Here is a 23,524-nt window from a genome sequence, read left to right as displayed (position 1 = left end):
GTGTTGGCAACGCTGGCAACCTCAGGCGGATCCCCCTCGCGAACGCTTCACCAGACGTTGCGGATTGATTGCAGATCCATGTGAGGCTTGGGCTGTGAGGCAAGCAGGACCATCAGTCGAAGGGGCTGGAGCCGTGTGCTCAGGCGACCCGACGGGCAGTGCCGGTTTGGATTGACGGTCCTGACACGTAACGCTGCCCAAGCGCGTTGCCTTTCTTCGGCCGGCAGGATATTTCTATGACACCGGAAACAGTGGCGTTTCCCAAATCTCCCCAAGCAGAATCTGTCCGGCTCACGCTGATGACCGGAGTACTTTGTTTCGGCCTGCTCAATTGGTGGCATAGATCGCATGGCAAATGTCGACTGGCGTATTGGCGTCTTGTTCTCCAGCAGCGGGGTAACTGCTGCGGCCGAGATGGCGGAAGCGAATGCGACACGCCTGGCAACAGAAGAGATCAACGCAGCCGGCGGCGTTCGGGGGCGACCGATCAAGCCTGTTTTTTATGACCCGGAATGTTCTGCCAAGAAATATCAGGAACTCGCCGTTCGTCTTCTCGCCGAGGATGGCATCAAGATCATTTTCGGATGCTATATGTCGTCGGCGCGAAAGGCTGTCCTCCCGGAAATAGAATCCTACCGAGGACTGCTGTTCTACCCAACTTTCTACGAGGGGTTCGAGTACTCGACACGTTGTTTCTACACGGGTTCCTCATCGAACCAGAATGCGGTCCAGCTCGCGCGGTATCTGATAGAGAATTACGGCAAGCGGTTCCTCCTGGTCGGCTCGAACTACGTGTTCCCCTACGAGTACAACCGTGTCGTCATGGATCTTGTGACGAGGGCCAACGGGACCATTCTCGACGAGATCTATGTCCCTGTCGAAGCCGTCCGCAAGGATTTCGACCGGGTCATCAAGCAGATCAAGAAGCTGAAGCCGGACATCGTGGTGTCGACGGTGGTGGGCACCGGCGCGGTCATGCTTTACGAGGCCTACAAAGAGGCCGGCTTTGACGTCGAGACCATGCCGATCGCGAGCCTGACGACAACCGAAGCCGAAGTTGCCGAGATGGCGCCCGAGGTTGCTGCGGGGCATCTGACTTCGGCGTCGTTCTTCGAAACTCTGGACACGCCACAGGCGCGGCGGTTTGTTTCCGCCTACAAAAAACGCTTCGGCCCCAATGCTCCTGTCACGGCAGGCGCCGAGGCCGCCTATTTTCAGGTTCATCTCTACGCCAATGCTCTGGAATTGGCCGGTACGGATGAGCCTGAGGCTTTGGCCAAACACTTGGCCGGGCTGGAATTCGATGCGCCGCAAGGCCGCATACGGATTGACCCCGATAATCACCACACAGAACTCTGGTCACGGATCGGGCGTGTCAATTCGGAGGGCAAGTTCGACGTCATCTGGCAATCCGAAACGAGAGTCAGGCCGGATCCTTACTTCGTCACCGCGTCATTCGATGATTGGATGAGCAAACCACATCAGCTGCAACGCAAAGCATAGTGGATCGTTCGGTGCCAGCCAGGATACTCCAGGACCTGAAAGGCTTGCGCGTTCAAGTCATCCATCCGCCGGACTCGGAGGGATTGGCATTGATCGAGCATCTTCGCCGCATTGGCTGCAGCTGTGAGACGACCTGGCCTCTGCCTGATGCCATAAGCCCCTCGGCGGTGGTGGTCCTGGTTTCGATCGAGCAGGAGAACCGGGAAAAGATCCTGCGCCTGTTTCGACCGGTGCAGCCGTCCGACCCCGCCTTGCTGGCGGTGGTCACCTACGAAGACCCAAGCACACTTCAGGTGGTCCTGGAATGCGGTGCGCTGGCAGTCATCGAGCGGCCGATCCGCCCGTTCGGCTTACTGACCAACCTGACGATCGCACGCGCGCTTTGGCTGGAGCGACAGAATGCGGGCAAGAGAATCCGCAAGCTCGAACGAAAGCTGGCCGGAAACAATCGGATCTTGCGGGCCAAGAGTATTCTGATGGAAACACAAGGGCTTAGCGAGCATGATGCCTACGAAAACATTCGTCGGCAGGCGATGGCAAAGCGCGTTCCGATGGACGATCTGGCGAGTGCGATCATCAATGCACATGAGCTCTTGACCTTCAAAGAGATGCGTGACTAGAATGAAAAATAATTGACGCCGGGTGAAGCCTGAGCGTCGATCCGGTGCGAGACAAGGTCGTCAGCACTGACAGGCTGTGTAGCCCGCAAGACTCCTGAACGGAGTTGGCGGGTTTTTTTGTTTTCGGCTGTTCCCGACAGGGCCGTTGGCAGCCGTTGGTTCAGTTTACAGCTATTCCCGACGCTCATTGGTCAGCGCGTGCGAACGCGTGCGCGGCATTGCTTTGGCCAAAGTCGGATACCTGTTTCGGCGTCATGCGTGCCGGATCGTCAGTCAAGCGTTCGTTCGTCTGAAAAGGGATGTCTGTAGTAATAGTAAATAACAAGAAAATAAAACCAAATTCTTATCGCGTGTGTTCCGCAACTATTTCGGAGAAGTGAATGGTATGATTTGGAGTTAAGCTTTCTAAATATCAGGAGGAGCGAAAAAATACTGAATAAGTTTTGATTATTACATCGTTCTAATACACGTTCTGCACGGCCGCGAATGGGGCGGCTTCCTAAAAATAAATCGCACATAGATGCGAACAGGAGGAACAATGAAGAACCAAGATCGACGTACGTTTCTTAAAGCATCGGGTCTTGCGGCTGTCGGACTGGCAGCTCCGGCGATCCTGCGTCTCGGGGGCAAGGCCTGGGCGGCAAATGAGATTCCCGTCGGCATCATGTATTCGCTGACGGGCACCACGGCGATCGTCGAGAAATCGATGAACCAATGCGCCCAGATGGCGATTGCCGAAATCAACGCCAAGGGTGGCGTTCTTGGCCGCCAGCTGCGTGCCATCATCGAAGACCCGGCATCCGAGCCGCGCATATACAGCGAAAAGGCGCGCAAGCTCACGATCGAAGACCAGGTTCCCGTGATCTTCGGCTGCTACACCACAGCCAGCCGCAAGGCTGTCCTGCCGGTCGTGGAGCGGCGCAAGGGCCTGCTGGTCTGGCCGACCTGGTACGAGGGCGAGGAGTGCTCCAAAAACGTGCTCTACGCCGGCTCGGCAGTGCCCAACCAGCAGCTGGAAAATTCCCTGCCGTGGCTGAAAAAGAGCCTCGGCAAGAACAAGGTCTTCATCGTTGGCTCCGACTATGCCTTTCCCCGCGGGATGGCAAAGACCTCGAAGACGATCTGCCAAAGGATCGGCATGGAGGTTGTCGGCGACGAATACCTCCCGCTCGGGCATACCGAATGGGCGTCCATGGTCTCGAAGATCGGTTCGAGCGGCGCAGACGTCATCTTCTCCAACGTCGTGGGCGACTCCATCGTTGCCTTCTACCGGGAGCTGCGCAACCAGGGCTACGACTTCGACAAGCTGCCTTTGTGTTCTTCGACGACAACCGAAGTCGAGATCAAGGCGATGGGTCCTGAATACGCGCTGGGAAGCTATGTTTCGCTGCCCTATTTCCAGACCGTCGACACACCGCAGAACAAGGTTTTCGTCGAGGCATTCAAGGCCTACGCCGGAGCCGACGCTGTAACCCACGCGGCGATGGAGGCGGTGTATATCGGCGTCAACATGTGGGCAATGGCGGCAGAAAAGGCCGGTGATCTCGCGCCGGAGGCCATTGTTGCCAGTGTTGGCGGCCTGTCCTTCGACGCGCCGCAGGGCAAGGTCACGGTCGATCCCGACAACCTGCACAGCTACCTGACGCCGCGCATCGGCAAGACCCGTGCGGACGGCCTGCTCGACGTAGTCGATCAGTATGCCGAGCCGCTTGTGCCGCTGCCGTACTCGAGTGTCGGCGAGACGGCCGAGAAGCGGGTCTGCGCGACAAGCGGGGCGACCCTCTAGTCCTCGATCAGCCAGCTTTGCCGGCGCGGATGCTCGCGCCGGCACGATCCCTCGACAGACGCGGATGAAAGCGGCATGGAAACATTTGTCATCGGCCTGAGTATCGCATCGATACTTTTCATGGTCGCCCTTGGCCTGGCGATAATCTACGGCACCATGAACGTCATCAACCTGGCCCATGGCGAGATGGTGATGATCGGGGCCTACACCACGGTCCTGGCGACCAAGCACCTTGGCTTCAACATCTATCTCTGCCTGCCGCTGGCGTTCCTGGTGACAGCGACCTTCGGGCTGATCATCGAGCGAACAGTCGTTCGCAGGCTCTACGGGCGGCTGCTCGACACCTTGCTGGCAACCTGGGGCATTGCGCTCATACTGCAGCAACTCATCCGAATTCACTTTGGGCTCGGGCTCTTCGGCATCGAGATCGATGGCCTCGGCTCGGACCTTCAGAACGTCCCTGTTCCAGCCGAACTGCAGCAGGCCATACGTGTCTTCGGCGCCAACATACCGGTCTACCGAGCCTTCGTGTTCGTGGCCGCCCTGGCGTTGGGCGCTATCAGTTGGCTGCTGATCTTCAGGACGCGATTTGGCAGCCAGCTTCGGGCCGTTTCGGTTGCCAGGAATACTGCGGCGGCCTGCGGTATCAACGACAAGCGCGTCAATATGCTGGCGTTCGCCTATGGCTCCGGACTTGCGGGCATTGCGGGCGTGCTGGTGTCGGGTTTCAAGACCGTGTCACCCGACATGGGAACGCCTTATGTCGTCGATGCCTTTCTCGTTGTCGTCGCCGGCGGCGTTGGCCATCTGCTCGGCACCTTCGCCTCGGCAGGCATTCTCGGCGAAGTCCAGAGCTTCGTCGCCACCTGGGCAAACGACGTCTACGGGCGAACGGTCCTGTTCACCGTCGTGATCCTCATTCTCCTCTTCAAGCCTCAGGGCCTCTTCGTCACCAAGAGCCGCTGAGCTTGGCTGCAACATGGACGAGCGCATGACATACCGCACCGCTTCCATAATCGCATACATAGTGTTCTTCGCCGTTGTGCTTGCGCTTCCGCTCGTGCTCAACAGCTTCTGGACCAACCGTGTCGCGACTTACCTTGTCTATTCGATCTGTGCGATCGGCATCAGCATGTCGTGGGGCTATGCCGGCATCCTGAGCCTCGGCCAGGGACTTTTTTTCGGCATGGGCGCTTACATGCTGGCGATGTCGCTGACCCTGGCCGTACCGGAAAACAATCCGGTACCGCAACTCATGCTTCTCAACATGGAGCCGGATGCTGTCCGCGATCTATGTTGCGTCACCACCGGATCGTTCCTGTGGATTCCATTTCGATCCATCACGGTCGGCATGATTGCTGCGATCGTCGTGCCGTGCGTACTGGCTGCCGCGATCGGCTATGTCATGTTCAAGCGACGGACGACCGGCGTCTATGTCAGCATCATCACGCTGGCCTTCGCCTTGATCGGCCAGTTGCTGATCATCAACAACCAGCCGCTCACCGGCGGCTTCAACGGCCTCGCCAACCTTGCGCTGCTGGAAATTGGCGGCTTTGAATTCGACCCCTACGGCCCAAGCGCGTACTACACCGTCGCGCTCACGCTCCTCGCGGTGATCCTCCTGGCCCGCTACATGCTGTCGGGGCGGATAGGCCAGGTCCTCAAGGCCATTCGCGAGGACGAAGCGCGCGCCCGCTACCTCGGCTACGACGTCGAGAATTACAAGCTCTTCATCTTCTGCGTTTCGGCCGGTGTCGCCGGCCTGGCGGGAATGCTGTTCACCCTGACCTCCGAATTCGCCACGCCGTCGCTGATGGCGACGTCATTGAGCATCTCGATGGTGATCTGGGCTGCGACAGGTGGCCGTGCATCCCTGCTCGGCGCCTGTATCGGCGCTCTGATCGTCAATTTCGTCGGCTCCCTTGCCAGCGAAAGCGCCACCTTCCAGCCGGTCTGGCCGATCATTTTGGGTCTGCTTTTTGTCTTCGTCGTTCTGTTCATGCCGAACGGGATTGCCGGGATATTCAAGGCTTTGGTCGAACGCTCCGGCAAGGCCGAGCGCTTTGCCGAGGCCGAACTGTCCGCAAGGGAGGCATGATTGATGAATGCCCTTCACAGGCCATCTCGAACTGCGGCACTGGCATCAGCTGCCCCCATCCTGCGGACGCAGAATCTGACGGTGAGGTTCGACGAATTTCCCGCCGTTCGCGACGTCGATCTGTCGATCGCCGATGGCGAACTCAGGGTGATCATCGGCGCCAATGGTGCCGGGAAGTCGACCTTGCTCGACCTCCTTTGCGGCAAGACGCTGCCGTCCGAGGGCGAGATCTGGCTGCATGACCGCAACATCACCGGCATCGGCGAGGCTGCCATTGCAAGGAGCGGCGTCGGCCGCAAGTTCCAGACGCCAACGGTTTTCAAGGACATGACCGTGCTGGAAAACCTGCAGGTTGCCAGCAACCGCAGGGTCCGTGTTTTCCAGAACCTGTTCGAACGGGTGAAGCCCAGGCCAAGCGACAGGGAGGTCGCCGTCGCAGAAAGGACCGGGTTGCTCGGTTCGATGAAGCGCAAGGCATCGGAACTGTCGCACGGTCAACTGCAATGGCTCGAACTGGCAATGGTCCTGAGCCAGGACCCCAAGATCATTCTCCTCGACGAGCCCGCCGCAGGGATGACCTCGGCCGAAACCGACAAGACGGCCGAGTTGCTGCTCGACCTTGCGGGCCAACACACGGTGCTGGTGATCGAACACGACATGGCATTCGTCCGCCGCATCTGCCGGACCATTACCGTGATGCACCAGGGATCAGTACTTGCCGAGGGAACCGCGGAGGAGATCGAACGCAACCCCGCGGTCATCGAGGCCTATCTTGGATCGGCGACGCTCAGCCATGCTTAAATTCAAAGACCTCAACGTGTTCTACGGAACCAGCCACATCATCCACGATCTCAATCTTGAAATCCGCAAGGGCGAGGTTTTCTGCATCATGGGGCGCAACGGTGTGGGCAAGACGACCCTGTTGCGCAGCCTGCTCGGCATCACCGTGCAGACCAAGGGCGCGATCGAATTCGAAGGTACCGAGATCAGCCGGGACCTTACCTATGAACGTGCGCGGCGCGGCATCGGTTATGTGCCCCAGGGGCGTGAAATCGTGCCAGGGCTCAGCGTGCTCGACAATATCCTGCTTGGCTGCAACGCGCGGGCGGATCGCCAGATGTCGGTCCCTCCCTTGGTCTGGACCCTGTTTCCCTTCTTGAAAGATCATCTGAACCGACGTGGCACCAACCTTTCCGGCGGCCAGCAGCAGCAACTGGCGATTGCCCGGGCACTCGCCACGGATCCAAGCATTCTTGTCCTTGATGAACCGACTGAGGGCATCCAGCCAAACATAGTCGAGCATATCGAAAAAGCGATCATGTCGCTCAACCGGGATCATGGGCTGACCATCATCCTCGTCGAGCAGAAGATACGCTTTGCGCGTACCGCTGCGCATCGATTTGCCATCCTCGAAAAGGGACAAATCGCGGCAGCCGGCGAAACTGCCGACCTCAGCAACGAGCTGATCCACAAGCATATGAGCCTGTAGAGCCGAAGTGGCTTTGGTGGTCGGGATATCCGATGGCACCGACGAGTGGTCTAGCGCAGAAAGGATTTTGAGATGCTGCGAGTTGAAAGCGTTGTAGGCAGCCGAAGCGATCCGGGCTTGCACGAGGCCATCCACCATCTCGAACATCACCATGCGGTCGAGTTCGTGACGGTTGCGGCCGGCGATCTCGACCGGCGGCGGCTGATGGCGCGGACGGACAAGGGCGAGGAGGTGGCGATCACCTTGCCGCGCGACCAGAAGCTGCACGATGGTGCCGTGCTTGTGCTCGACGACCATCGCGCGGTGATAGTCAGGGCCGGCGAGCAGCGCTGGCTGAGGATCACGCCGCACTCGGCCAGCGATGCGCTGGAACTCGGCTATCACGCCGGCAATCTCCACTGGCGGGTGCGTTTCGACGGTGAGGATCTTCTGGTGGCGCAGGACGGGCCCGCCTCGGCCTATGCCGCGCGCATCGAGCCGTTGATTTCCGGCGGTCGGGTCAAGCTGAGCGAGGAGGCCGAATGAGCCTTTCCGCAACGAACCTGCTCGTCGCCCTGCAGCATGCCGACGGGCAATTCCCATCAGGCGGCTTTGCCTTTTCGCAAGGGCTCGAGGCATCGTCATCGCTGGCCGACCGGTTGGGCGTGTTCGAATTCGCCGATTTCGTCGACACCCAGATCCGCCACCGCTGGGCCGATGCGGACCGTGTCGCGCTGGTGCGGGCGTATCGGCTTGCCGGCGATCTCGACGCGCTTGCCGAACTGGACCGCGAGGTCGAGGCCTCGACCTTCGTGGAGGGGCTGCGGTCGGGCTCGCGCCGCAACGGCACGGCCCTCCTGACCACCCATGGGCGCCTGGGAACCAAGGGGGCGACTGCCTATCGCGGAATGGTCCGTTATGGCAGCGCCTGCGGCCACCTCGCCGTCGTCCAGGGCCTTGTGTGGCAGGCGCTTGGCCTCGACGAGGCGACGGCCGTTGCGATCGGCGGCTACCAGATGGTCGCCTCGCTGGCGACGGCTGCGGTGCGGCTCGGCCTGATCGGGGCCATCGACGCGCAGGCTTCGATGGCCCGGGCACTACCCGCGATCGAAGCCGCGGCCTGCAGGCCGGTCGCGGATGGCGAGGCGCTGCGTTCGTTCACGCCGCTTTGCGAGATCGCAGTCGCCATGCACGGCACGTCCGGCCAGCGCCTGTTTTCCAATTGATGAGGAGCGCACGCCATGTTGCTTACCCCGACCGAACTTGAACGCCTGACCATCTACACGGCGGCCGAACTTGCGCGCAAACGCCGGGCCAAAGGCTTGTCGCTCAACTACCCCGAAGCCGTCGCGATCATCTCCGACGAGATTCTCGAAGGCGCCAGGGAAGGGCGCTCGGTCGCCGAGATGATGTCGTTCGGCTCCGCCATCTTGACCCAGGCCGACGTCATGCCAGGGGTGGCGGCGATGTTGCCGATGTTGCAGATCGAGGCGACGTTCCGCGACGGCACCAAGCTGGTCACCGTGCATGAGCCGCTGCGGCCGGCAGCCGGTGCCGTTGCCGACGATCTCGAACCCGGCGCGATCATCACCGAAGACGGCGAGATCGAGCTGAATGCCGGCCGCCGCAAGCTGACGCTGAAGGTGGTCAACACCGGCGACCGTCCGGTGCAGATCGGCAGCCACTACCACTTCTTCGAGGTCAACAAGGCGCTCGACTTCGACCGCGCGGCTGCCTTCGGCATGCGGCTCGACATTGCCGCGGGCACGGCGGTGCGTTTCGAGCCGGGGCAGGAGAAGGACGTGCCGCTCACCACTTTCGGCGGGCAGCAACAGCTCTCCGGCCTCAACGGGCTGTCGAACGGCTCGGCCGACGATGCGGCGGTCAAGGCCGCTGCCCTTGATAACGCCCGCGCCCGCGGCTTCCGCGGCGCCTGAGGGGAGGAACGACCATGGCAACACTGTCACGCCGCGACTATGCGGCAATGTATGGCCCGACCACCGGCGACGGCTTTCGCCTCGGCGACACCTCGCTCGTCGCCGTCGTCGAGAAGGATTTCGCCGTCTATGGCGACGAATGCCTGCATGGCGGCGGCAAGACCTTGCGCGACGGAGCCGGCCTTGCCGCCGGCGTCACCAGTGCCGAGGGCGCGCTCGACTTCCTGTTGTGCAATGTCACCGTGATCGATGCCGTGGTCGGCATCGTCAAGGGCGATCTCGGGATCAGGGACGGCAAGATCGTCGGCATCGGCAAGGCCGGCAATCCGGCGATCATGGACGGTGTCGATCCGCGCCTGATCGTCTCCGCGGCAACCACGGTGCGCGACTGCGAGGGCCTGATCGCCACCGCCGGCGCGCTCGACGTGCATGTCCATTTCGACAGCGCGCAATTGTGCGAGCATGCCATTGCCTCGGGCATCACCACCATGCTCGGCGGTTCGCTCGGGCCGATCACCGTCGGCATCGATTGCGGCGGCCCGTTCAATGTCGGCAAGATGCTTCAGGCGGCGGAAGAATGGCCGATCAATTTCGGCTTTCTCGGCCGCGGCAATTCGCACAAGCCGGCCTCGCTGGTCGAGCAGATCGAGACCGGTTGCCTTGGCCTCAAGCTGCACGAGGACTGGGGCACCATGCCGGCCTCGATCGACACCTGCCTGACGGTGGCCGACCAGCTCGATTTCCCGGTCCAGATCCATACCGACACGCTGAACGAATCCGGCTTCCTCGAGGACACGCTCGCCGCCATCAACGGTCGCACCATCCACATGTACCACACCGAAGGTGCCGGCGGCGGCCACGCCCCGGACATCATCAGCGTCGCCGGCGTGCCGTGGTGCCTGCCGTCCTCGACCAACCCGACCAATCCCTACACCGTCAACACCTTCGACGAACACCTCGACATGACGATGGTCTGCCATCACCTCAACCCGGCCATTCCCGAGGATGTCGCCTTTGCCGAAAGCCGCATCCGCGCCCAGACCATCGCCGCCGAGGATATCCTGCACGATATCGGCGCGATCTCGATGCTCGGCTCCGACAGCCAGGGCATGGGCCGCATCAACGAGGTGATCTGCCGCACCTGGCAACTCGCCGACAAGATGAAGAAGCAGCGCGGCCGCCTGCCAGAGGAGGCGACGCGCTTCGGCGACAACGAACGCATCAAGCGCTACGTCGCCAAATACACCATCAATGCAGCCCGCACCTTCGGCATCGCCGCGCATGTCGGTTCGCTCGAAGACGGCAAGATGGCCGACATCGTGATCTGGCGGCCGGCTTTCTTCGGCATCAAGCCAGAGCTCGTCATCAAGGGCGGCTTCATCGCCTGGGGTGCCATGGGCGACAGCGCCGCGTCGCTGATGACCTGCGAGCCGCTGTTGCTGCGCCCGCAATGGGGCGCCTTCGGACGCGCCAAGCAGGCGCTCTCGGCCTGCTTCGTAAATCCGCTCGCCATCGACCGGGGCCTTGCCGCGACGCTCGATCTGAAGAAGGCGCTGCTGCCCTCGCGCGGCAATCGCGGCCTCACGAAGAAGGACATGCTGCACAACGATGCCTGCCCCAACATCCGCGTCGATCCGCAGACCTTCGATGTCTTTGTCGATGGCGAATTGGCCACCTGCGAGCCGGCGCATGAGCTGCCGCTGACCCAACGCTACATGCTGAGGTGATATCATGGACGTCAGGACTTCTTCCTTTGCACCGTCGGCCTCGCGCGTCGGGGCTGCCCGCATCGGCATCGGCGGACCCGTCGGTTCCGGCAAGACGGCACTGATCGAACGGCTGATCCCGGCCTTTGCCGAGCGCGGCGTGTCGCTGGCGATCGTCACCAACGATCTGGTGACGGCCGAGGATGCCGAACGCATTCGGCGCTCCGGCCTGATCGATCCGGCGCGTGTCGCAGCCGTCGAGGCGGGCGCCTGTCCGCACACCGTCATCCGCGAGGATCCGACGCTCAACATCGCCGCCGCCGACGATCTGGAAGTGCTGTTTCCCGATGTCGAGCTGATCCTCATCGAGAGCGGCGGCGACAATCTCGCCTCGACCTTCTCGCTCGATCTTGTCGACTGGTGGATGTTCGTCATCGACGTTGCCGGCGGCGACGACATTCCGCGCAAGAAGGGCCCCGGCGTCCTCAAATGCGACCTGCTGGTGGTCAACAAGACCGATCTCGCCCCCCATGTCGGCGTCGATCTCGCGTCGATGGCAGCGCAAGCCGCCACCGCGCGGGCTGGCCGGCCGATGGCGCTCACCAATTGCCGCAGCAATGACGGGGTCGACGCGATTGCCGACCGCATCGTCTCGGACGTGTTGTTCAGATGACGAGCCATTGGCCCCAACCGCGTACCGCTCACGTCCTGGTACAGCCGCGCCAGGCCGAGGCACGCTGTGGCCGTTTCGAGCTCGCCTTCTCCCGTCATGGGCCGCGCACCCATCTGGGCCGCCAGTTCGTGTGCTACCCGTTCCACATGACACGGCCGTTCGCGCTCGATAGGGCCATTCCGTCGCTGCTGACGGTCTATCAGCAATCCTCCTCGGGGGGCCTCTATCGCGACGACAGGCTGACGAGCCGCTACGAGCTCGGCGCCGGTGCGGCAGCCCATGTCACCACCCAGGCGGCAACCGTGGTGCATGATTGCCACGGCCAGCCGGCGCACCAGGAGACCGAGATTGTCCTGGAAGAGCACGCGTTCCTGGCCTTGACGCCCGATCCGCTGGTGCTGTTTCCCGGCGCATCCAGTTCAAGCACAGTGCGGGCCAGGCTCGCACCCGGCGCCGTACTGCTACTGTCCGATGCCTTTACCTGCCACGATCCGGAGGGGCGCTTGCGTTGCTTCGACCGGCTTGGCTCCGATGTCTCGATCCGCGACGCCGCGGGCCGGCTGCTCGTGCGGGACAATCTCGAAGTCAGCGGCGCGCATCTCGCAGGGCCGGCTTCGCCCATCGGCGGCTGGAAGGTCGTGTCCAACTTCATGCTGCTGGGCGATCCCACCCGGCTTCCGACGGCCGAAGCGCTTGTGGCGCTGAACGACATGGCCTCGGCGATCTTAGGGGTGAGCACACTTGCCAATGGGGCGGGCTTTGGCCTGCGCTGCCTGGCGGCCGATGCGATCGCCGCCCGCAGCATGGGCGAAAGCCTTTTCGAGCTCGCCGTGGCCGCGGCCTTCGGCATCCGGCCCGTGCCACGACGCAAATGACAATCGCACTCACATCGCAACCGTGAAGGAAAGCCGATCATGAACAGCAAGTCTCTCGCCAGGTCCGCCGCGCTGGCCGCCTTCGCCCTGGCGCCCAGCCTCGCCAACGCCCATACCGGCCTCGGCCATGTCGAGGGCTTTACCCATGGCTTTGTCCATCCGCTGGGCGGGCTCGACCACGTCCTTGCCATGGTCATGGTCGGCCTGTTTGCGTCGCAACTGGCCGGCCGGGCCCGCTGGCTGGTGCCGGCGAGTTTCGTATCGGTGATGGTGCTGGGCGGCGCACTTGGCCTGGCCGGCATTGCCGTGCCTTTCGTCGAGCTCGGCATCGGCCTGTCCATCGTCGTTCTCGGCGGCGTTGTCGCCTTCAACCTGCGCGCCGGAGTGGCGGCCGCCATGGCGCTGGTCGGCTTCTTTGCGGTCTTCCACGGCTATGCCCACGGCGCCGAGATGCCGGAGAGCGTCAGCGGCCTGGCCTATGGCCTGGGCTTTGTGCTGGCGACCGCGATGCTGCATGCGGCGGGCCTTGGCTTCGGCTTGCTGCTCGATGGCAGGAGCGGGGCGAGGGGGGCGCTTTTTGTTCGTTCGCTCGGCGCAGTGGCAGCCGTCGCCGGTGTCGGCGTGGTGACCGGTCTCGTCTGAGACCGATGAAGCCATCTGCTGCTCCGCGAGCGCAGCAGCATGCATATGCCCAACAGCATGAGGTGCCTGGATGAGTACTTCAGCCCCTTTACATCAGACCCGCTCCGTGGGGTTCCTTCGGGGCGGGGCTGTCGCCGGCAGGAAAGTCGTGTCGGTTCCGCTGCAGCAGGACCCGCACGCCGTTCGCGCGCCTGGGGAGAACGGGCTGCAGGCGGCGATCGGCCGGGAGGTGCGGGCCTGTCGCAAACGCCATGGCATGACGGCCAGCGAGCTTGCGGGCGCCGCAAACATCTCGGTCGGCATGATGTCGAAGATCGAGAACGGCGTCATCTCGGCGTCGCTGACCACATTGCAGGCGCTGTCCCAGGCGCTCGGCGTGCCGATGACCGCGCTGCTCAGGAGCTTCGAGGAAGAGCGCAGCGCGGTGTTCGTCAAGGCGGGCGCAGGCGTCGGGGTCGAGCGGCGCGGCACCCGGGCGGGCCATCAATACAACCTCCTCGGCTATATCGGATCCGGTTCCAGCACGGTGTCGGTCGAGCCCTACCTCATCACCCTGGCCAGCGACACCGACACCTTCCCGCTGTTCCAGCACCCGGGGATGGAGTTTCTCTACCTGCTCGAAGGCGAGATCACCTACCGGCACGGCACGAACCTCTACCATATGACCCCCGGCGACAGCCTGTTCTTCGAAGCCGACACCCCGCACGGTCCGGAGCGACTGGCCCGGCTGCCGATCCGCTTCCTGTCGATCATCGCCTACCCGCAGGGCGGAGAGGATTGACGAGGGATGCCTGGCGCCAAGGTGGCGGCCATCCGTTCAGCGGCATTGCCAGCGAGGACTCTTAGGTCCTGGGACAGTGCGCGCATCTGGATGTCTCCTATCCTGATCACCGCGCCGGAATGCGGAATTGGCAAGAAAAATTCTGAAACTAGGTAACAAAATCATATAGTTATTTAAATAGCTCAAGGGCGCGAAGAGCCAGAATTAGGCCGCATTCTGATGGCCGAGATCGTGTTGGATGGCCATCGGAACGCTGTCCGTGGCCGAGCCAGGCGATAGGCATCATCCGGGCCGAGAGGGCTCCCCGGAATTCTTGCCTATCTTAGATTGTCTTCGCCAGAAATCCATGAATGGTCTCAATGGCTTGCGAATGCAGTGGCTGGGGCGCCAGGATTCGAACCTGGGAATGTCGGTACCAAAAACCGATGCCTTACCGCTTGGCGACGCCCCAACAGGCCGCGGGCCGACAAGTATCTAGCCGCAGGCGAGTCAATCGACCGCCGCCTTATATTCAGTGCGCGGCAAAAGCACAATCGCGCCTTTGCCGCTTTTCCTCCGCCAAAGTGCCGACTATTCGCCCCACACGGCAAGCTCGTTGCCTGCGGGATCGACGAAGTGGAAGCGCCGGCCGCCGGGGAACGAGAAGATCGGCTTGACGACGGTGCCGCCGGCGTCCTCGACCGCGGCGAGCGTTTGTTCCAGCGCCTCGGAATAGAGGATCGGCAGCGGCTTGGCCGATACTTCGGCCTGGAAGCCGCCGTCGAGGCCTTCGGCAAAGGCTGAATAGCCCGGGCCGTAGTCGGTGAAGGTCCAGCCGAAGGCTGCGCTGTAGAAGGATTTGACATGGTCGAGCGTGCCGCCGACCGCTGCCATTTCGATGTAGTCGAGTTTGCCCGTCTTTCGCATTGTCGTCTCCAGGAATTGTTCTCGATATGTTCTATATGAGGTAGATGGCTGCCGCAAGCTTCCCCGTCGGTCGCTCCATTAATCGATTGTAGGACATCAGGTGGCGGAACTGCGCCTTGCCTTTCGCAGCGCAGCATCATATCGCTGCCGCGAGAAGCGGGCGGCGGCCACCGCCCTGTTCCACACTCAGTCGGCGAGGAGAAGGCATGACCAAGTGGGTTTACAGGTTTGGCGACGGTGCGGCGGAGGGGCGTTCGAGCGATCGCGACCTGCTCGGCGGCAAGGGGGCGAATCTCGCCGAGATGTGCAGTCTCGGCCTGCCGGTTCCGCCCGGCTTCACCATCACCACCGCCGCCTGCAACTGGTTTTATGCCAATGGCCGCAGCTATCCCGAGACGCTTGAGGCAGATGTCCGCACGGCTCTCGACCATGTCGGTGCGATCACCGGCCGCCGCTTCGGCGATCCCGAAAGGCTGCTGCTCGTCTCGGTGCGCTCGGGCGCCCGCGCCTCGATGCCGGGCATGATGGACACCGTGCTGAACCTTGGCCTCAACGACGTCACCGTCGAGGCGCTGGCCGCCGATGCCGGCGACGCGCGCTTTGCCTATGACAGCTACCGCCGCTTCATCACCATGTATTCCGACGTCGTCCTCGGCCTCGAACACGAGGTCTTCGAGGAACTGCTCGAAGAAGAAAAGGCGCGTCTCGGCTACGAACTCGACACCGAGTTCACGGCGGTGCAGTGGCAGAATGTCATAAAGCTCTACAAGGCCAAGGTCGAGGAAGAGCTCGGCCGCTCCTTCCCGCAGGACCCGCACGAGCAGCTGTGGGGAGCCATCGGCGCGGTGTTCCAGAGCTGGATGAACCACCGCGCCATCACCTATCGCCGCCTGCACGACATTCCCGAGAACTGGGGCACGGCGGTCAACGTCCAGGCCATGGTGTTCGGCAACATGGGCGACACCTCGGCGACAGGCGTTGCCTTCACGCGCAACCCGTCGACCGGCGAGAAGATGCTCTATGGCGAGTTCCTGGTGAACGCGCAGGGCGAGGACGTGGTGGCCGGCATCCGCACGCCGCAGAACATCACCGAAGCAGCACGCATCGCCGCCGGTTCCGATAAGCCGTCGCTGCAGAAGCTGATGCCGGAAGCGTTCAACACTTTCGTGGCGATCTCCAATCGCCTCGAACAGCACTACCGCGACATGCAGGACCTCGAGTTCACCATCGAGCGCGGCAAGCTGTGGATGCTGCAGACCCGTTCGGGCAAGCGCACCGCCAAGGCAGCGCTGAAGATCGCCGCCGAGATGGCCGGCGAGGGTCTGATCACGAAAGAAGAGGCGATCGGCCGGATCGATCCATCGTCGCTGGACCAGTTGCTGCATCCGACGATCGACCCCAAGGCGCAGCGCGAGGTCGTCGCCGTCGGCTTGCCGGCGTCGCCAGGGGCCGCCACCGGCGAGATCGTGTTCTCGTCCGACGAGGCCGAGGAACTGAAGTCGGCCGGGCGCAAGGTCATCCTCGTGCGCATCGAGACCAGCCCCGAGGACATCCATGGCATGCATGCCTCCGAAGGTATCCTGACGACGCGCGGCGGCATGACCAGCCACGCGGCTGTGGTTGCCCGCGGCATGGGCAAGCCTTGCGTCTCCGGCGCCGGTTCGCTGCGCGTCGACTATCGCGCCGGCACGCTGATGGCGATGGGCCACACCTTCCGCAAGGGCGACATCATCACCATCGACGGCTCCAGCGGCCAGGTGCTGAAGGGCTCGGTGCCGATGCTGCAACCGGAGCTTTCCGGCGACTTTGCCGCGATCATGGAGTGGGCCGATGCGGCGCGGCGCATGAAGGTGCGCACCAATGCCGAAACGCCGGCGGATGCGCGCATGGCGCGCTCCTTCGGCGCCGAGGGCATCGGCCTGTGCCGCACCGAGCACATGTTCTTCGACGGCGACCGCATCGTCGCCATGCGCGAGATGATCCTCGCCGACAGCGAGAAGGACAGGCGCACGGCCCTTGCCAAACTGTTGCCGATGCAGCGCTCGGACTTCATCGAGCTGTTCGAGATCATGGCCGGACTGCCGGTGACGATTCGCCTGCTCGATCCGCCGTTGCACGAATTCCTGCCCAAGACCGAGGAAGAAATCGCCGAAGTCGCTGAAGCGATGAACGTCTCGGCCGACAAGCTGCGCCAGCGCACCGAGGCGCTGCACGAGTTCAACCCGATGCTCGGCCATCGCGGCTGCCGTCTCGCCGTCTCCTATCCCGAGATCGCCGAGATGCAGGCCCGCGCCATCTTCGAGGCGGCGGTCGAGGCCGGCAAGAAGACCGGCAGCCCTGTGGTGCCGGAGATCATGGTGCCGCTGGTCGGCCTGATGAAGGAACTCGACTACGTCAAGGCGCGAATCGACCAGGTTGCCAAGAGCGTCATGCAGGAATCGGGCGTCAACATCGACTACCTCGTCGGCACGATGATCGAGCTGCCGCGAGCGGCGATCCGCGCTCATGTGATTGCCGAGGCGGCCGAGTTCTTTTCCTTCGGCACCAACGACCTGACGCAGACCACCTTCGGCATTTCGCGCGACGATGCGGCCTCGTTCCTCGAGACCTACCGCCAGAAGGGCATCATCGAGCAGGATCCTTTCGTCTCGCTGGACATCGAGGGCGTCGGCGAACTGGTCAAGATCGCAGCCGAGAAGGGCAGGGCGACAAGGCCCGAGATCAAGCTCGGCATCTGCGGCGAGCATGGCGGCGATCCCGCCTCGATCCGCTTCTGCGAAAGCGTCGGGCTGGACTATGTCTCGTGCTCGCCGTTCCGCGTGCCGATCGCACGATTGGCGGCCGCGCAGGCAGCGGTGAAGGCGCAAAGGTAGCAGTCGCTGCTATCAACTGGTTGATTCTTCTTGGTTATACCCAATCCGCGTATTGGGCATAACCAACTGCATCAGGTGATTTCGCCAAGCAGGCGGTTGATTTCGGGCCGTTGCTTGAGCGATGCCGTGATGGCCTCGCGCCACTTCATTCCGCTATTCAGGGCGATCTCGTAAGCGATTGCCAGTTCCTGCGGGCGATCTTCGACCAGGACGCGTACCAGCGTTTCGGCTTGAGCCAGGTCTTTTGCAACTTTGGCCAAGCCCGGTCCCGTTCGCCGTTGGGCGACGATCAGTTTGTGCACGGCATAGCGCTCGGGTTTCGGGACCTGAACCAGAACTCCACTTCGATAAAGCGCCACAGCCGGTATCGGCTCCGCGATCAGGAAGTTCAGGAATGGGAGCGTCTGAGCGTAGACGTTCAATGGTTCGAGCCGGACGATCTCACTTTTGCTCTGCATGCGGGGCGCAAGGAAATCGACCATCGCTCCGCCGCCTTTCAAGCGCCACCGCGTAGACCTTCCTTTCGGGTCAGGTCCGGGCGCGGGTTCAAGCGACAGGGATTTGAACGTTTCGGCCAGAGATGGATCAACCGGATCGTCGATTGCCAGTTTGAGATTTTCGAACGCTGCGATGTCGACATCCTGGGTGACGGCTAGCGTACCGGAAAAGGCAAATCCCAGTTCAGCGCCGTAGAGCCGGAACGCATGTGTTCCAACCAGCGTTCCACCCAGCCGAAACACGCCAACTCTCGCCATGGCGTTCAGGATGCTTCCGGTCTGGCGATCAACCGTAGCAAGCCCGGCAGCGCGCAGTTGCGCCACTAGAAGCGCGCAATGCCGTTCAAAGCGCTTGTCGTCTTCGATATCTTCCCGCATTCGAGCGATGCGCTGGCGGAGGTCTTCGCTGTCCGGGCCAATGTAGCGATCGATCGGCTTGTCACCAATTCTTTGCCGTGCGTACCAGTATTTGCCTTGCGGAAGCTCCTTGAGGAACGGAGACCCGGCGATGGTCTTCACGTCGCGCATTCGGTGCGCTTCAAGGAGATCTTGGTAAGCCGTATGAACAGAAAGCGGTAAGCGCATGAGGATACCCTACGGCGATACTTCACATAGGGTATATTAAATACCCCACATCAGCAACTCGCGTAGGGTATCAGGGGTCGGAAAGCCGCCCGGCGACGCCACGCGGACATAGGCGTGCGCTGAGCCGGTCTCTTCAGGCTGCGGCGCGGAACGCCTCGACCACGCCGACATAGGCTTCGGCGAGCTTTGCCAGCGGGCTGGTGCTGCGCGATGCCGATTCGACTTTCAGCTTGCCGCCGCTGACAGGTAGCGAAAGCAGCAGGAACTGGCGGCGCGCGCCGTCGCCGATCGAGGCGGCCGCGACATGCTTGTCTTCGCCGTCGTCGTCGATGCGCATCTTGAACAGCAGGATGCCGCCAACAGCTTCGAGCGCGTCGTCCACGAGTTGCGTGAATTCCTCTTCCGTCACCCCGGTGGCGGCGATTTCCAGGCCTTTGGCAGGTGTTTGTTCTATCGTCGCGTCGTCCGCGTTGCCGGGCGAGAGCTCTTCCGGCGACAGCACGACAGTTTCCGGTTCGTCGGTGAAAACCTCCGCCATCGGCTCCTCCACCTCGGTCGCTGTCGTCTCCGGCGATTGCTCGGCTTCGAATACCTCGGCGAATATCGCGGGTTCGATCATGCCGGGCGTTTCTTCCGCCGACAGTTCGAGAGGTTCCGTCGCTTCCATGACCGGTTCGCTGGCTTCCGCCCGGGAATCAGCTTCGACCTCTGCGTCTTCGACGGGGGCAACCGTCCCGTCGCCGGCCAATTGCACACTGACATCCGCATCGGCCTGCTCAGGCGCAACAGTCTGTTCAGATTGCGTGTCGGTCTGCGGCAGGACTTCGTCCTCCGCGCGCGGCTGCGTATCCATGTGATCCCTCACATTACTCTACCCACCACACCAGCCGGTAATAAAGGTTAACCGGGACCGTGGCCGCAATGTGGCCGCCGACATTTTGCCGGCTCGGCTTGGCGGTGGTCAGGCTGGACAATCGCGCCATTGCGACCAGAATGGTTGCATATGATCTGGGAGGATCCGCATGCTTGGACTGATGCAGGAATGGCCGCTGCTGTGCCACAAGATCATTGACCATGCCGCACGGCAGCATCCGCACCGGGAGATCGTGTCGCGGTCGATCGAGGGGCCCATCGTCCGTACCAACTATGCCGAGTTGCGCACGCGGTCCCTGAAGGTTGCCCAGCGGCTGGAGCGCGACGGCTACCGCCTTGGCGACCGCATCGCGACGCTGGCCTGGAACTCCGCGCGGCACATGGAGGCGTGGTACGGCATCATGGGCATGGGCGCGGTCTACCACACGCTCAACCCACGCCTTTTTCCCGAACAACTCGTCTGGATCATGAACCATGCGCAGGACCAGGCGCTGTTCGTCGACCTGACCTTCCTGCCGCTGGTGGAGAAGATCGCGCCACAGGTGCCTTCGCTCAAGCGCGTCATCGTCCTGACCGACGCCGCCCACCTGCCGCAGACGACGCTGCCCAATGTCACCGCCTATGAGGAGTGGCTGGCCGAGGCCGATGGCGACTACGTCTGGAAGGCGCTCGACGAGCATGCCGCAGCCGGCATGTGCTACACCTCTGGCACGACGGGCGATCCCAAGGGCGTCGTCTACAGCCACCGCTCCAACGTGCTCCACGCCATGATCGCGGTGATGCCGGATGCGATGGGCATTTCGGTGCGCGACGTGGTCATGCCTGTCGTGCCGATGTTCCATGCCAACGCCTGGGGCCTTGCCCAGAGCACGCCGATGGTCGGCGCGAAATTCGTCATGCCCGGCGGCAAGATGGACGGCGCTTCGATCTACGAAATGCTCGACACCGAACGCGTCACCTTCACCGCGGCCGTGCCGACGGTGTGGCTGATGCTGCTGCAGCATCTCGAAGAGACCGGCAAGAAACTGCCGCATCTCAACAAGGTGGTGATCGGCGGCTCGGCCTGCCCTCGCACGGTCACCGAAAAATTCGAGCGCAACTACGGCGTCGAGGTCATCCACGCCTGGGGCATGACCGAGATGTCGCCGCTCGGCACCTTGTGCACGATCAAGCCGGAATATGACGACCTCGAAGGCAACGACAGGCTGAACCTTCAGCAGAAGCAGGGCTACACGCCTTTCGGCGTCGAGATGAAGATCACCGACGACGACAACAATGAGTTGCCTTGGGACGGCAGGACGTTCGGCAGGCTCAAGGTGCGTGGACCGGCGGTCTCCGGCTCGTATTTCGGCGGCGCCAGCGCCGAGCAGTTCGATGCCGACGACTGGTTCGACACCGGCGACGTCGCCCATATCGACATCAACGGCTACATGCAGATCACCGATCGCTCCAAGGATGTGATCAAGTCGGGCGGCGAGTGGATTTCCTCGATCGAGCTGGAAAATCTCGCCGTCGGGCATCCAGACGTCCAGGAGGCGGCGGTGATCGGTGTCAAGCATTCGCGCTGGGACGAGCGGCCGCTGATGGTTGTCGTGCGCAAGCCGGGCAGGGAGCCTGACAAGGCCGACATATTGGCTTTCCTCAACGGCAAGGTCGCCAAATGGTGGATGCCGGACGATGTCGCCTTCGTCGAGGAGATCCCGCACACGGCAACCGGCAAGATCCAGAAGATGGCGCTGCGCGAGAGGTTCAAGGACTATCGGCTGCCATCCGATACCGCAGGGTAAGCAGGTTCATGTGCGGGACGGCGGCAAGCGTCGCCTTTCCGCTTCAACCGCCGCAGGAAACCCTCTAGTTTGCAGCAGCAACTTTCGCCGTGGGGACGGCGGCGCTGCGACACTGCAGGTGGGTACGGGGTTCCATGGTCGAGTTCCAGTCGAGATATCATGAGCAGCGTACCACGCGCTCGGCCGGGCTTTCGCGCGGCATGGCGTCCTTCGCCGCGGTGCTGCTGATCACCGCCGTGCTTGGCCATCGCCGCGGCCTGGTCGAAACCACGGCGTTCTTCTGGGTGCTTGGCATCGTTGCCCTGCTCGCCGCCTTCGCGTTGCTGCTGTCAGGTTTTGCCTTTTCGCGGCTGTGGAAATTTGGCGATCGCGGCGGCCACGACCTGACCGCCGGTGCCTTGCTGGGGCTCGCCGTTCTCACGCCTTTTGGCTTCGTCGCCTATCAGATCGCCACCTTGCCGATGCTGCGCGACATCTCGACAGATGCCGAGGTTCCGCCGGCGTTGACGGCGGCGGTGTCGTTGCGAACGCCGTTGATGAACAGTCTGGAATTGCCCTCGGCAGGCGAGCGCGCCTTGCAGGCCCAGGCCTATCCGCTGGTCGCCGGACGCCGTTACGACCTGTCGCTCGACCGGGTTCTGGAGAGCGTGACGGCGGTTCTGGGACGACAGGGCTGGGAGGTCGTCGTGCCGCCGCCGGCTGCCGAGCAGGCCAGCGGCGAGGTCGACATCGAAGCAGTGGCGCGGACTTTCATTCTGGCCCTGCCATCGGACGTGGCGATTCGGCTGGTCGATGACGGCGATTCGACCTTCGTCGACATGCGCTCCGCCTCGCGCTACGGTCGCCACGACCTCGGCGACAATGCCGCGCGGATCACGGCATTCCTGACCGAGCTCGACCAGGAGATTGCCGCCCAGGCTGGCACGGCAACAACCGCAAAGCCCGAACAATAATCCTATCTTGCCGGCGAATAGACGCTGTCGATCGCCGGCGCTTCGTTGCTGACGGCCTCGCCGCGCCCGACCAGATCTTCGAGATGGGCGAGAACCGAGAGCCCGGCGGCGCCGTAGAGCCGGGGATCGGTGTCGCGATAAATCGCGCGCACGATATCGGGGATCAAGCGGTCCCCGGCGCCAAGCCGTTCGAGGATGGCCTGCTCGCGCATCCTGCGGTGCGCCTGCAGCCCAAGCACGAATGACGGTGGCGACACCACCGGACCGCCATGGCCGGGCAGGTAGATGCGGTCTTCACGCGCGATCAGCTTGTCGAGCGAGGCCATGTAGTCCGACATCGCGCCATCGGGCGGGGCGACGATCGAGGTCGACCAGGCCATGACATGGTCGGCCGAAAACAGGACGCCGGTGCCTTCGAGTGCAAAGGCGGCGTGATTTGCGGCATGGCCGGGCGTCAGCACCGTGCGCATGCGCCAGCCATCGCCATCGACAAGCTGGCCGTCTGCCACGACGAGGTCGGGAACGAAGTCGGTATCGCTGCTGGCATCGAGCGGAGCGACCTCGCCGATCCGCAGCGGCCGTGCCGACCGGTGCGGCCCTTCGGCTACCGTGACCGCGCCGGTCAGGGCCTTGAGGCGCGCGGCGAGCGGCGAGTGGTCGCGATGTGTGTGGCTGACGAATATATGGCTGACAGGCCGCCCGGCGATGGCGCGGATCAGCGCCTCCAGATGGGCGTCGTCGGCTGGGCCGGGATCGAGGACTGCCAAGGTGTCATGGCCGATGATGTAGCTGTTGGTGCCGTGGAAGGTGAAGGCGCCAGGATTGTTGGCGGTTATCCGTGCGACGCCCTCGGCGACCGGGACCGGCTGGCCGTAGGCGGGATCGAAGCGTGTGTCGAGGTCGAGGGACATGGCCGGCCGATATCTGTGAGTTCGAGGAGCCAGTGGCAAATTCGTTTGCC

General features: G+C 62.8%; 22 protein-coding genes and 1 tRNA gene. 18 read left to right on the top strand and 5 right to left on the bottom strand.

The genetic code is table 11. The annotated features are described in order from the left end of the window. The first annotated feature begins 348 nt into the window (after positions 1-348). The 15 genes from N7E70_RS23825 (at position 349) to N7E70_RS23755 (ending at position 14,089) form a co-directional block, all read left to right on the top strand. Positions 349-1,503: a transporter substrate-binding domain-containing protein gene (locus N7E70_RS23825; protein ID WP_263007829.1), complete on the top strand. Its 1,155-nt coding sequence runs from the start codon at positions 349-351 to the stop codon at positions 1,501-1,503. Positions 1,504-1,514: 11 nt separating this feature from the next. Beyond that, positions 1,515-2,123 (top strand): ANTAR domain-containing response regulator, encoded by a 609-nt coding sequence (locus N7E70_RS23820; protein WP_263007833.1) that lies wholly within the window; start codon positions 1,515-1,517, stop codon positions 2,121-2,123. Positions 2,124-2,661: 538 nt separating this feature from the next. Continuing rightward, complete coding sequence (locus N7E70_RS23815; RefSeq protein WP_263007828.1) at positions 2,662-3,909, top strand: transporter substrate-binding domain-containing protein; 1,248 nt, start codon at positions 2,662-2,664, stop codon at positions 3,907-3,909. Positions 3,910-3,984: 75 nt separating this feature from the next. Continuing rightward, positions 3,985-4,875: an urea ABC transporter permease subunit UrtB gene (gene urtB, locus N7E70_RS23810; protein ID WP_263007827.1), complete on the top strand. Its 891-nt coding sequence runs from the start codon at positions 3,985-3,987 to the stop codon at positions 4,873-4,875. A gap of 25 nt (positions 4,876-4,900) precedes the next feature. Continuing rightward, positions 4,901-6,007 (top strand): urea ABC transporter permease subunit UrtC, encoded by a 1,107-nt coding sequence (urtC, locus tag N7E70_RS23805; protein WP_263007826.1) that lies wholly within the window; start codon positions 4,901-4,903, stop codon positions 6,005-6,007. 3 nt (positions 6,008-6,010) lie between these two features. Beyond that, a complete protein-coding gene (gene urtD / locus N7E70_RS23800; protein WP_263007825.1) occupies positions 6,011-6,808 on the top strand; it encodes an urea ABC transporter ATP-binding protein UrtD in 798 nt (265 codons plus the stop codon). Continuing rightward, the gene (gene urtE / locus N7E70_RS23795) at positions 6,801-7,496 is read left to right on the top strand and encodes an urea ABC transporter ATP-binding subunit UrtE (RefSeq protein ID WP_263007832.1); all 696 of its coding nucleotides are present in this window, start codon (positions 6,801-6,803) and stop codon (positions 7,494-7,496) included. Before urtD ends, urtE begins: the two co-directional genes overlap by 8 nt. Positions 7,497-7,568: 72 nt before the next feature. Beyond that, entirely contained in the window at positions 7,569-8,021 is a 453-nt protein-coding gene (gene ureE / locus N7E70_RS23790) for an urease accessory protein UreE (RefSeq protein ID WP_263007824.1), read from the top strand. Beyond that, entirely contained in the window at positions 8,018-8,701 is a 684-nt protein-coding gene (locus N7E70_RS23785) for an urease accessory protein UreF (RefSeq protein WP_263007823.1), read from the top strand. Before ureE ends, N7E70_RS23785 begins: the two co-directional genes overlap by 4 nt. A 15-nt stretch (positions 8,702-8,716) precedes the next feature. Then, positions 8,717-9,412, top strand: coding sequence for an urease subunit beta (locus N7E70_RS23780; RefSeq protein ID WP_263007822.1), 696 nt, complete (start codon positions 8,717-8,719; stop codon positions 9,410-9,412). Between the two features lie 14 nt (positions 9,413-9,426). Continuing rightward, positions 9,427-11,139, top strand: coding sequence for an urease subunit alpha (ureC, locus tag N7E70_RS23775; RefSeq protein ID WP_267322175.1), 1,713 nt, complete (start codon positions 9,427-9,429; stop codon positions 11,137-11,139). A 4-nt stretch (positions 11,140-11,143) separates the two neighbouring features. Next, entirely contained in the window at positions 11,144-11,791 is a 648-nt protein-coding gene (gene ureG, locus N7E70_RS23770) for an urease accessory protein UreG (protein WP_263007817.1), read from the top strand. Beyond that, positions 11,788-12,666, top strand: coding sequence for an urease accessory protein UreD (locus tag N7E70_RS23765; protein ID WP_263007816.1), 879 nt, complete (start codon positions 11,788-11,790; stop codon positions 12,664-12,666). Before ureG ends, N7E70_RS23765 begins: the two co-directional genes overlap by 4 nt. A 39-nt stretch (positions 12,667-12,705) precedes the next feature. Then, on the top strand, positions 12,706-13,308 hold the full coding sequence (locus N7E70_RS23760) for a HupE/UreJ family protein (protein WP_263007815.1): 603 nt from the start codon (positions 12,706-12,708) through the stop codon (positions 13,306-13,308). Between the two features lie 148 nt (positions 13,309-13,456). Then, positions 13,457-14,089 (top strand): helix-turn-helix domain-containing protein, encoded by a 633-nt coding sequence (locus N7E70_RS23755; RefSeq protein WP_318762264.1) that lies wholly within the window; start codon positions 13,457-13,459, stop codon positions 14,087-14,089. A 376-nt stretch (positions 14,090-14,465) separates the two neighbouring features. On the opposite strand, the gene N7E70_RS23750 is transcribed toward N7E70_RS23755, so the two are convergent. Both N7E70_RS23750 and N7E70_RS23745 read right to left on the bottom strand, forming a co-directional pair. Then, positions 14,466-14,540, bottom strand: a tRNA-Gln gene (locus tag N7E70_RS23750). Positions 14,541-14,659: 119 nt separating this feature from the next. Beyond that, positions 14,660-14,995 (bottom strand): VOC family protein, encoded by a 336-nt coding sequence (locus tag N7E70_RS23745; RefSeq protein ID WP_263007814.1) that lies wholly within the window; start codon positions 14,993-14,995, stop codon positions 14,660-14,662. A gap of 206 nt (positions 14,996-15,201) precedes the next feature. Here N7E70_RS23745 and ppdK point away from each other — a divergent pair, with 206 nt between their 5' ends. Next, the gene (gene ppdK, locus N7E70_RS23740; protein ID WP_263007813.1) at positions 15,202-17,868 is read left to right on the top strand and encodes a pyruvate, phosphate dikinase; all 2,667 of its coding nucleotides are present in this window, start codon (positions 15,202-15,204) and stop codon (positions 17,866-17,868) included. Between the two features lie 71 nt (positions 17,869-17,939). Here ppdK and N7E70_RS23735 read toward each other — a convergent pair whose 3' ends face one another. Together N7E70_RS23735 and N7E70_RS23730 are read right to left on the bottom strand one after the other, a co-directional pair. Continuing rightward, a complete protein-coding gene (locus tag N7E70_RS23735) occupies positions 17,940-18,893 on the bottom strand; it encodes a nucleotidyltransferase family protein (protein WP_263007812.1) in 954 nt (317 codons plus the stop codon). 190 nt (positions 18,894-19,083) lie between these two features. Continuing rightward, positions 19,084-19,803 (bottom strand): hypothetical protein, encoded by a 720-nt coding sequence (locus N7E70_RS23730; protein ID WP_263007811.1) that lies wholly within the window; start codon positions 19,801-19,803, stop codon positions 19,084-19,086. A 169-nt stretch (positions 19,804-19,972) separates the two neighbouring features. Between N7E70_RS23730 and N7E70_RS23725 the strand changes: the two genes are divergently transcribed. After that, a complete protein-coding gene (locus N7E70_RS23725) occupies positions 19,973-21,610 on the top strand; it encodes a fatty-acid--CoA ligase (RefSeq protein WP_263007810.1) in 1,638 nt (545 codons plus the stop codon). A gap of 134 nt (positions 21,611-21,744) precedes the next feature. After that, complete coding sequence (locus tag N7E70_RS23720; RefSeq protein ID WP_263007809.1) at positions 21,745-22,563, top strand: DUF1499 domain-containing protein; 819 nt, start codon at positions 21,745-21,747, stop codon at positions 22,561-22,563. A 2-nt stretch (positions 22,564-22,565) separates the two neighbouring features. On the opposite strand, the gene N7E70_RS23715 is transcribed toward N7E70_RS23720, so the two are convergent. Continuing rightward, complete coding sequence (locus tag N7E70_RS23715) at positions 22,566-23,474, bottom strand: MBL fold metallo-hydrolase (RefSeq protein WP_263007808.1); 909 nt, start codon at positions 23,472-23,474, stop codon at positions 22,566-22,568. Between the last annotated feature and the right edge of the window lie 50 nt (positions 23,475-23,524).

The sequence above is a fragment of the Aminobacter sp. NyZ550 genome (assembly GCF_025628925.2).
Taxonomy (GTDB): Bacteria; Pseudomonadota; Alphaproteobacteria; order Rhizobiales; family Rhizobiaceae; genus Aminobacter; species Aminobacter ciceronei.
This window is presented reverse-complemented; position numbering and strand designations above follow the sequence as displayed.

Coding starts and splice junctions, on each gene's coding strand:
- N7E70_RS23825 (WP_263007829.1), top strand. CDS start 349: ATGGCAAATGTCGACTGGCGTATTGGCGTCTTGTTCTCCAGCAGCGGG.
- N7E70_RS23815 (WP_263007828.1), top strand. CDS start 2,662: ATGAAGAACCAAGATCGACGTACGTTTCTTAAAGCATCGGGTCTTGCG.
- urtB (WP_263007827.1), top strand. CDS start 3,985: ATGGAAACATTTGTCATCGGCCTGAGTATCGCATCGATACTTTTCATG.
- urtC (WP_263007826.1), top strand. CDS start 4,901: ATGACATACCGCACCGCTTCCATAATCGCATACATAGTGTTCTTCGCC.
- urtD (WP_263007825.1), top strand. CDS start 6,011: ATGAATGCCCTTCACAGGCCATCTCGAACTGCGGCACTGGCATCAGCT.
- urtE (WP_263007832.1), top strand. CDS start 6,801: ATGCTTAAATTCAAAGACCTCAACGTGTTCTACGGAACCAGCCACATC.
- ureE (WP_263007824.1), top strand. CDS start 7,569: ATGCTGCGAGTTGAAAGCGTTGTAGGCAGCCGAAGCGATCCGGGCTTG.
- N7E70_RS23785 (WP_263007823.1), top strand. CDS start 8,018: ATGAGCCTTTCCGCAACGAACCTGCTCGTCGCCCTGCAGCATGCCGAC.
- N7E70_RS23780 (WP_263007822.1), top strand. CDS start 8,717: ATGTTGCTTACCCCGACCGAACTTGAACGCCTGACCATCTACACGGCG.
- ureC (WP_267322175.1), top strand. CDS start 9,427: ATGGCAACACTGTCACGCCGCGACTATGCGGCAATGTATGGCCCGACC.
- ureG (WP_263007817.1), top strand. CDS start 11,144: ATGGACGTCAGGACTTCTTCCTTTGCACCGTCGGCCTCGCGCGTCGGG.
- N7E70_RS23765 (WP_263007816.1), top strand. CDS start 11,788: ATGACGAGCCATTGGCCCCAACCGCGTACCGCTCACGTCCTGGTACAG.
- N7E70_RS23760 (WP_263007815.1), top strand. CDS start 12,706: ATGAACAGCAAGTCTCTCGCCAGGTCCGCCGCGCTGGCCGCCTTCGCC.
- N7E70_RS23745 (WP_263007814.1), bottom strand. CDS start 14,995: ATGCGAAAGACGGGCAAACTCGACTACATCGAAATGGCAGCGGTCGGC.
- ppdK (WP_263007813.1), top strand. CDS start 15,202: ATGACCAAGTGGGTTTACAGGTTTGGCGACGGTGCGGCGGAGGGGCGT.
- N7E70_RS23735 (WP_263007812.1), bottom strand. CDS start 18,893: ATGCGCGACGTGAAGACCATCGCCGGGTCTCCGTTCCTCAAGGAGCTT.
- N7E70_RS23730 (WP_263007811.1), bottom strand. CDS start 19,803: ATGGATACGCAGCCGCGCGCGGAGGACGAAGTCCTGCCGCAGACCGAC.
- N7E70_RS23725 (WP_263007810.1), top strand. CDS start 19,973: ATGCTTGGACTGATGCAGGAATGGCCGCTGCTGTGCCACAAGATCATT.
- N7E70_RS23720 (WP_263007809.1), top strand. CDS start 21,745: ATGGTCGAGTTCCAGTCGAGATATCATGAGCAGCGTACCACGCGCTCG.
- N7E70_RS23715 (WP_263007808.1), bottom strand. CDS start 23,474: ATGTCCCTCGACCTCGACACACGCTTCGATCCCGCCTACGGCCAGCCG.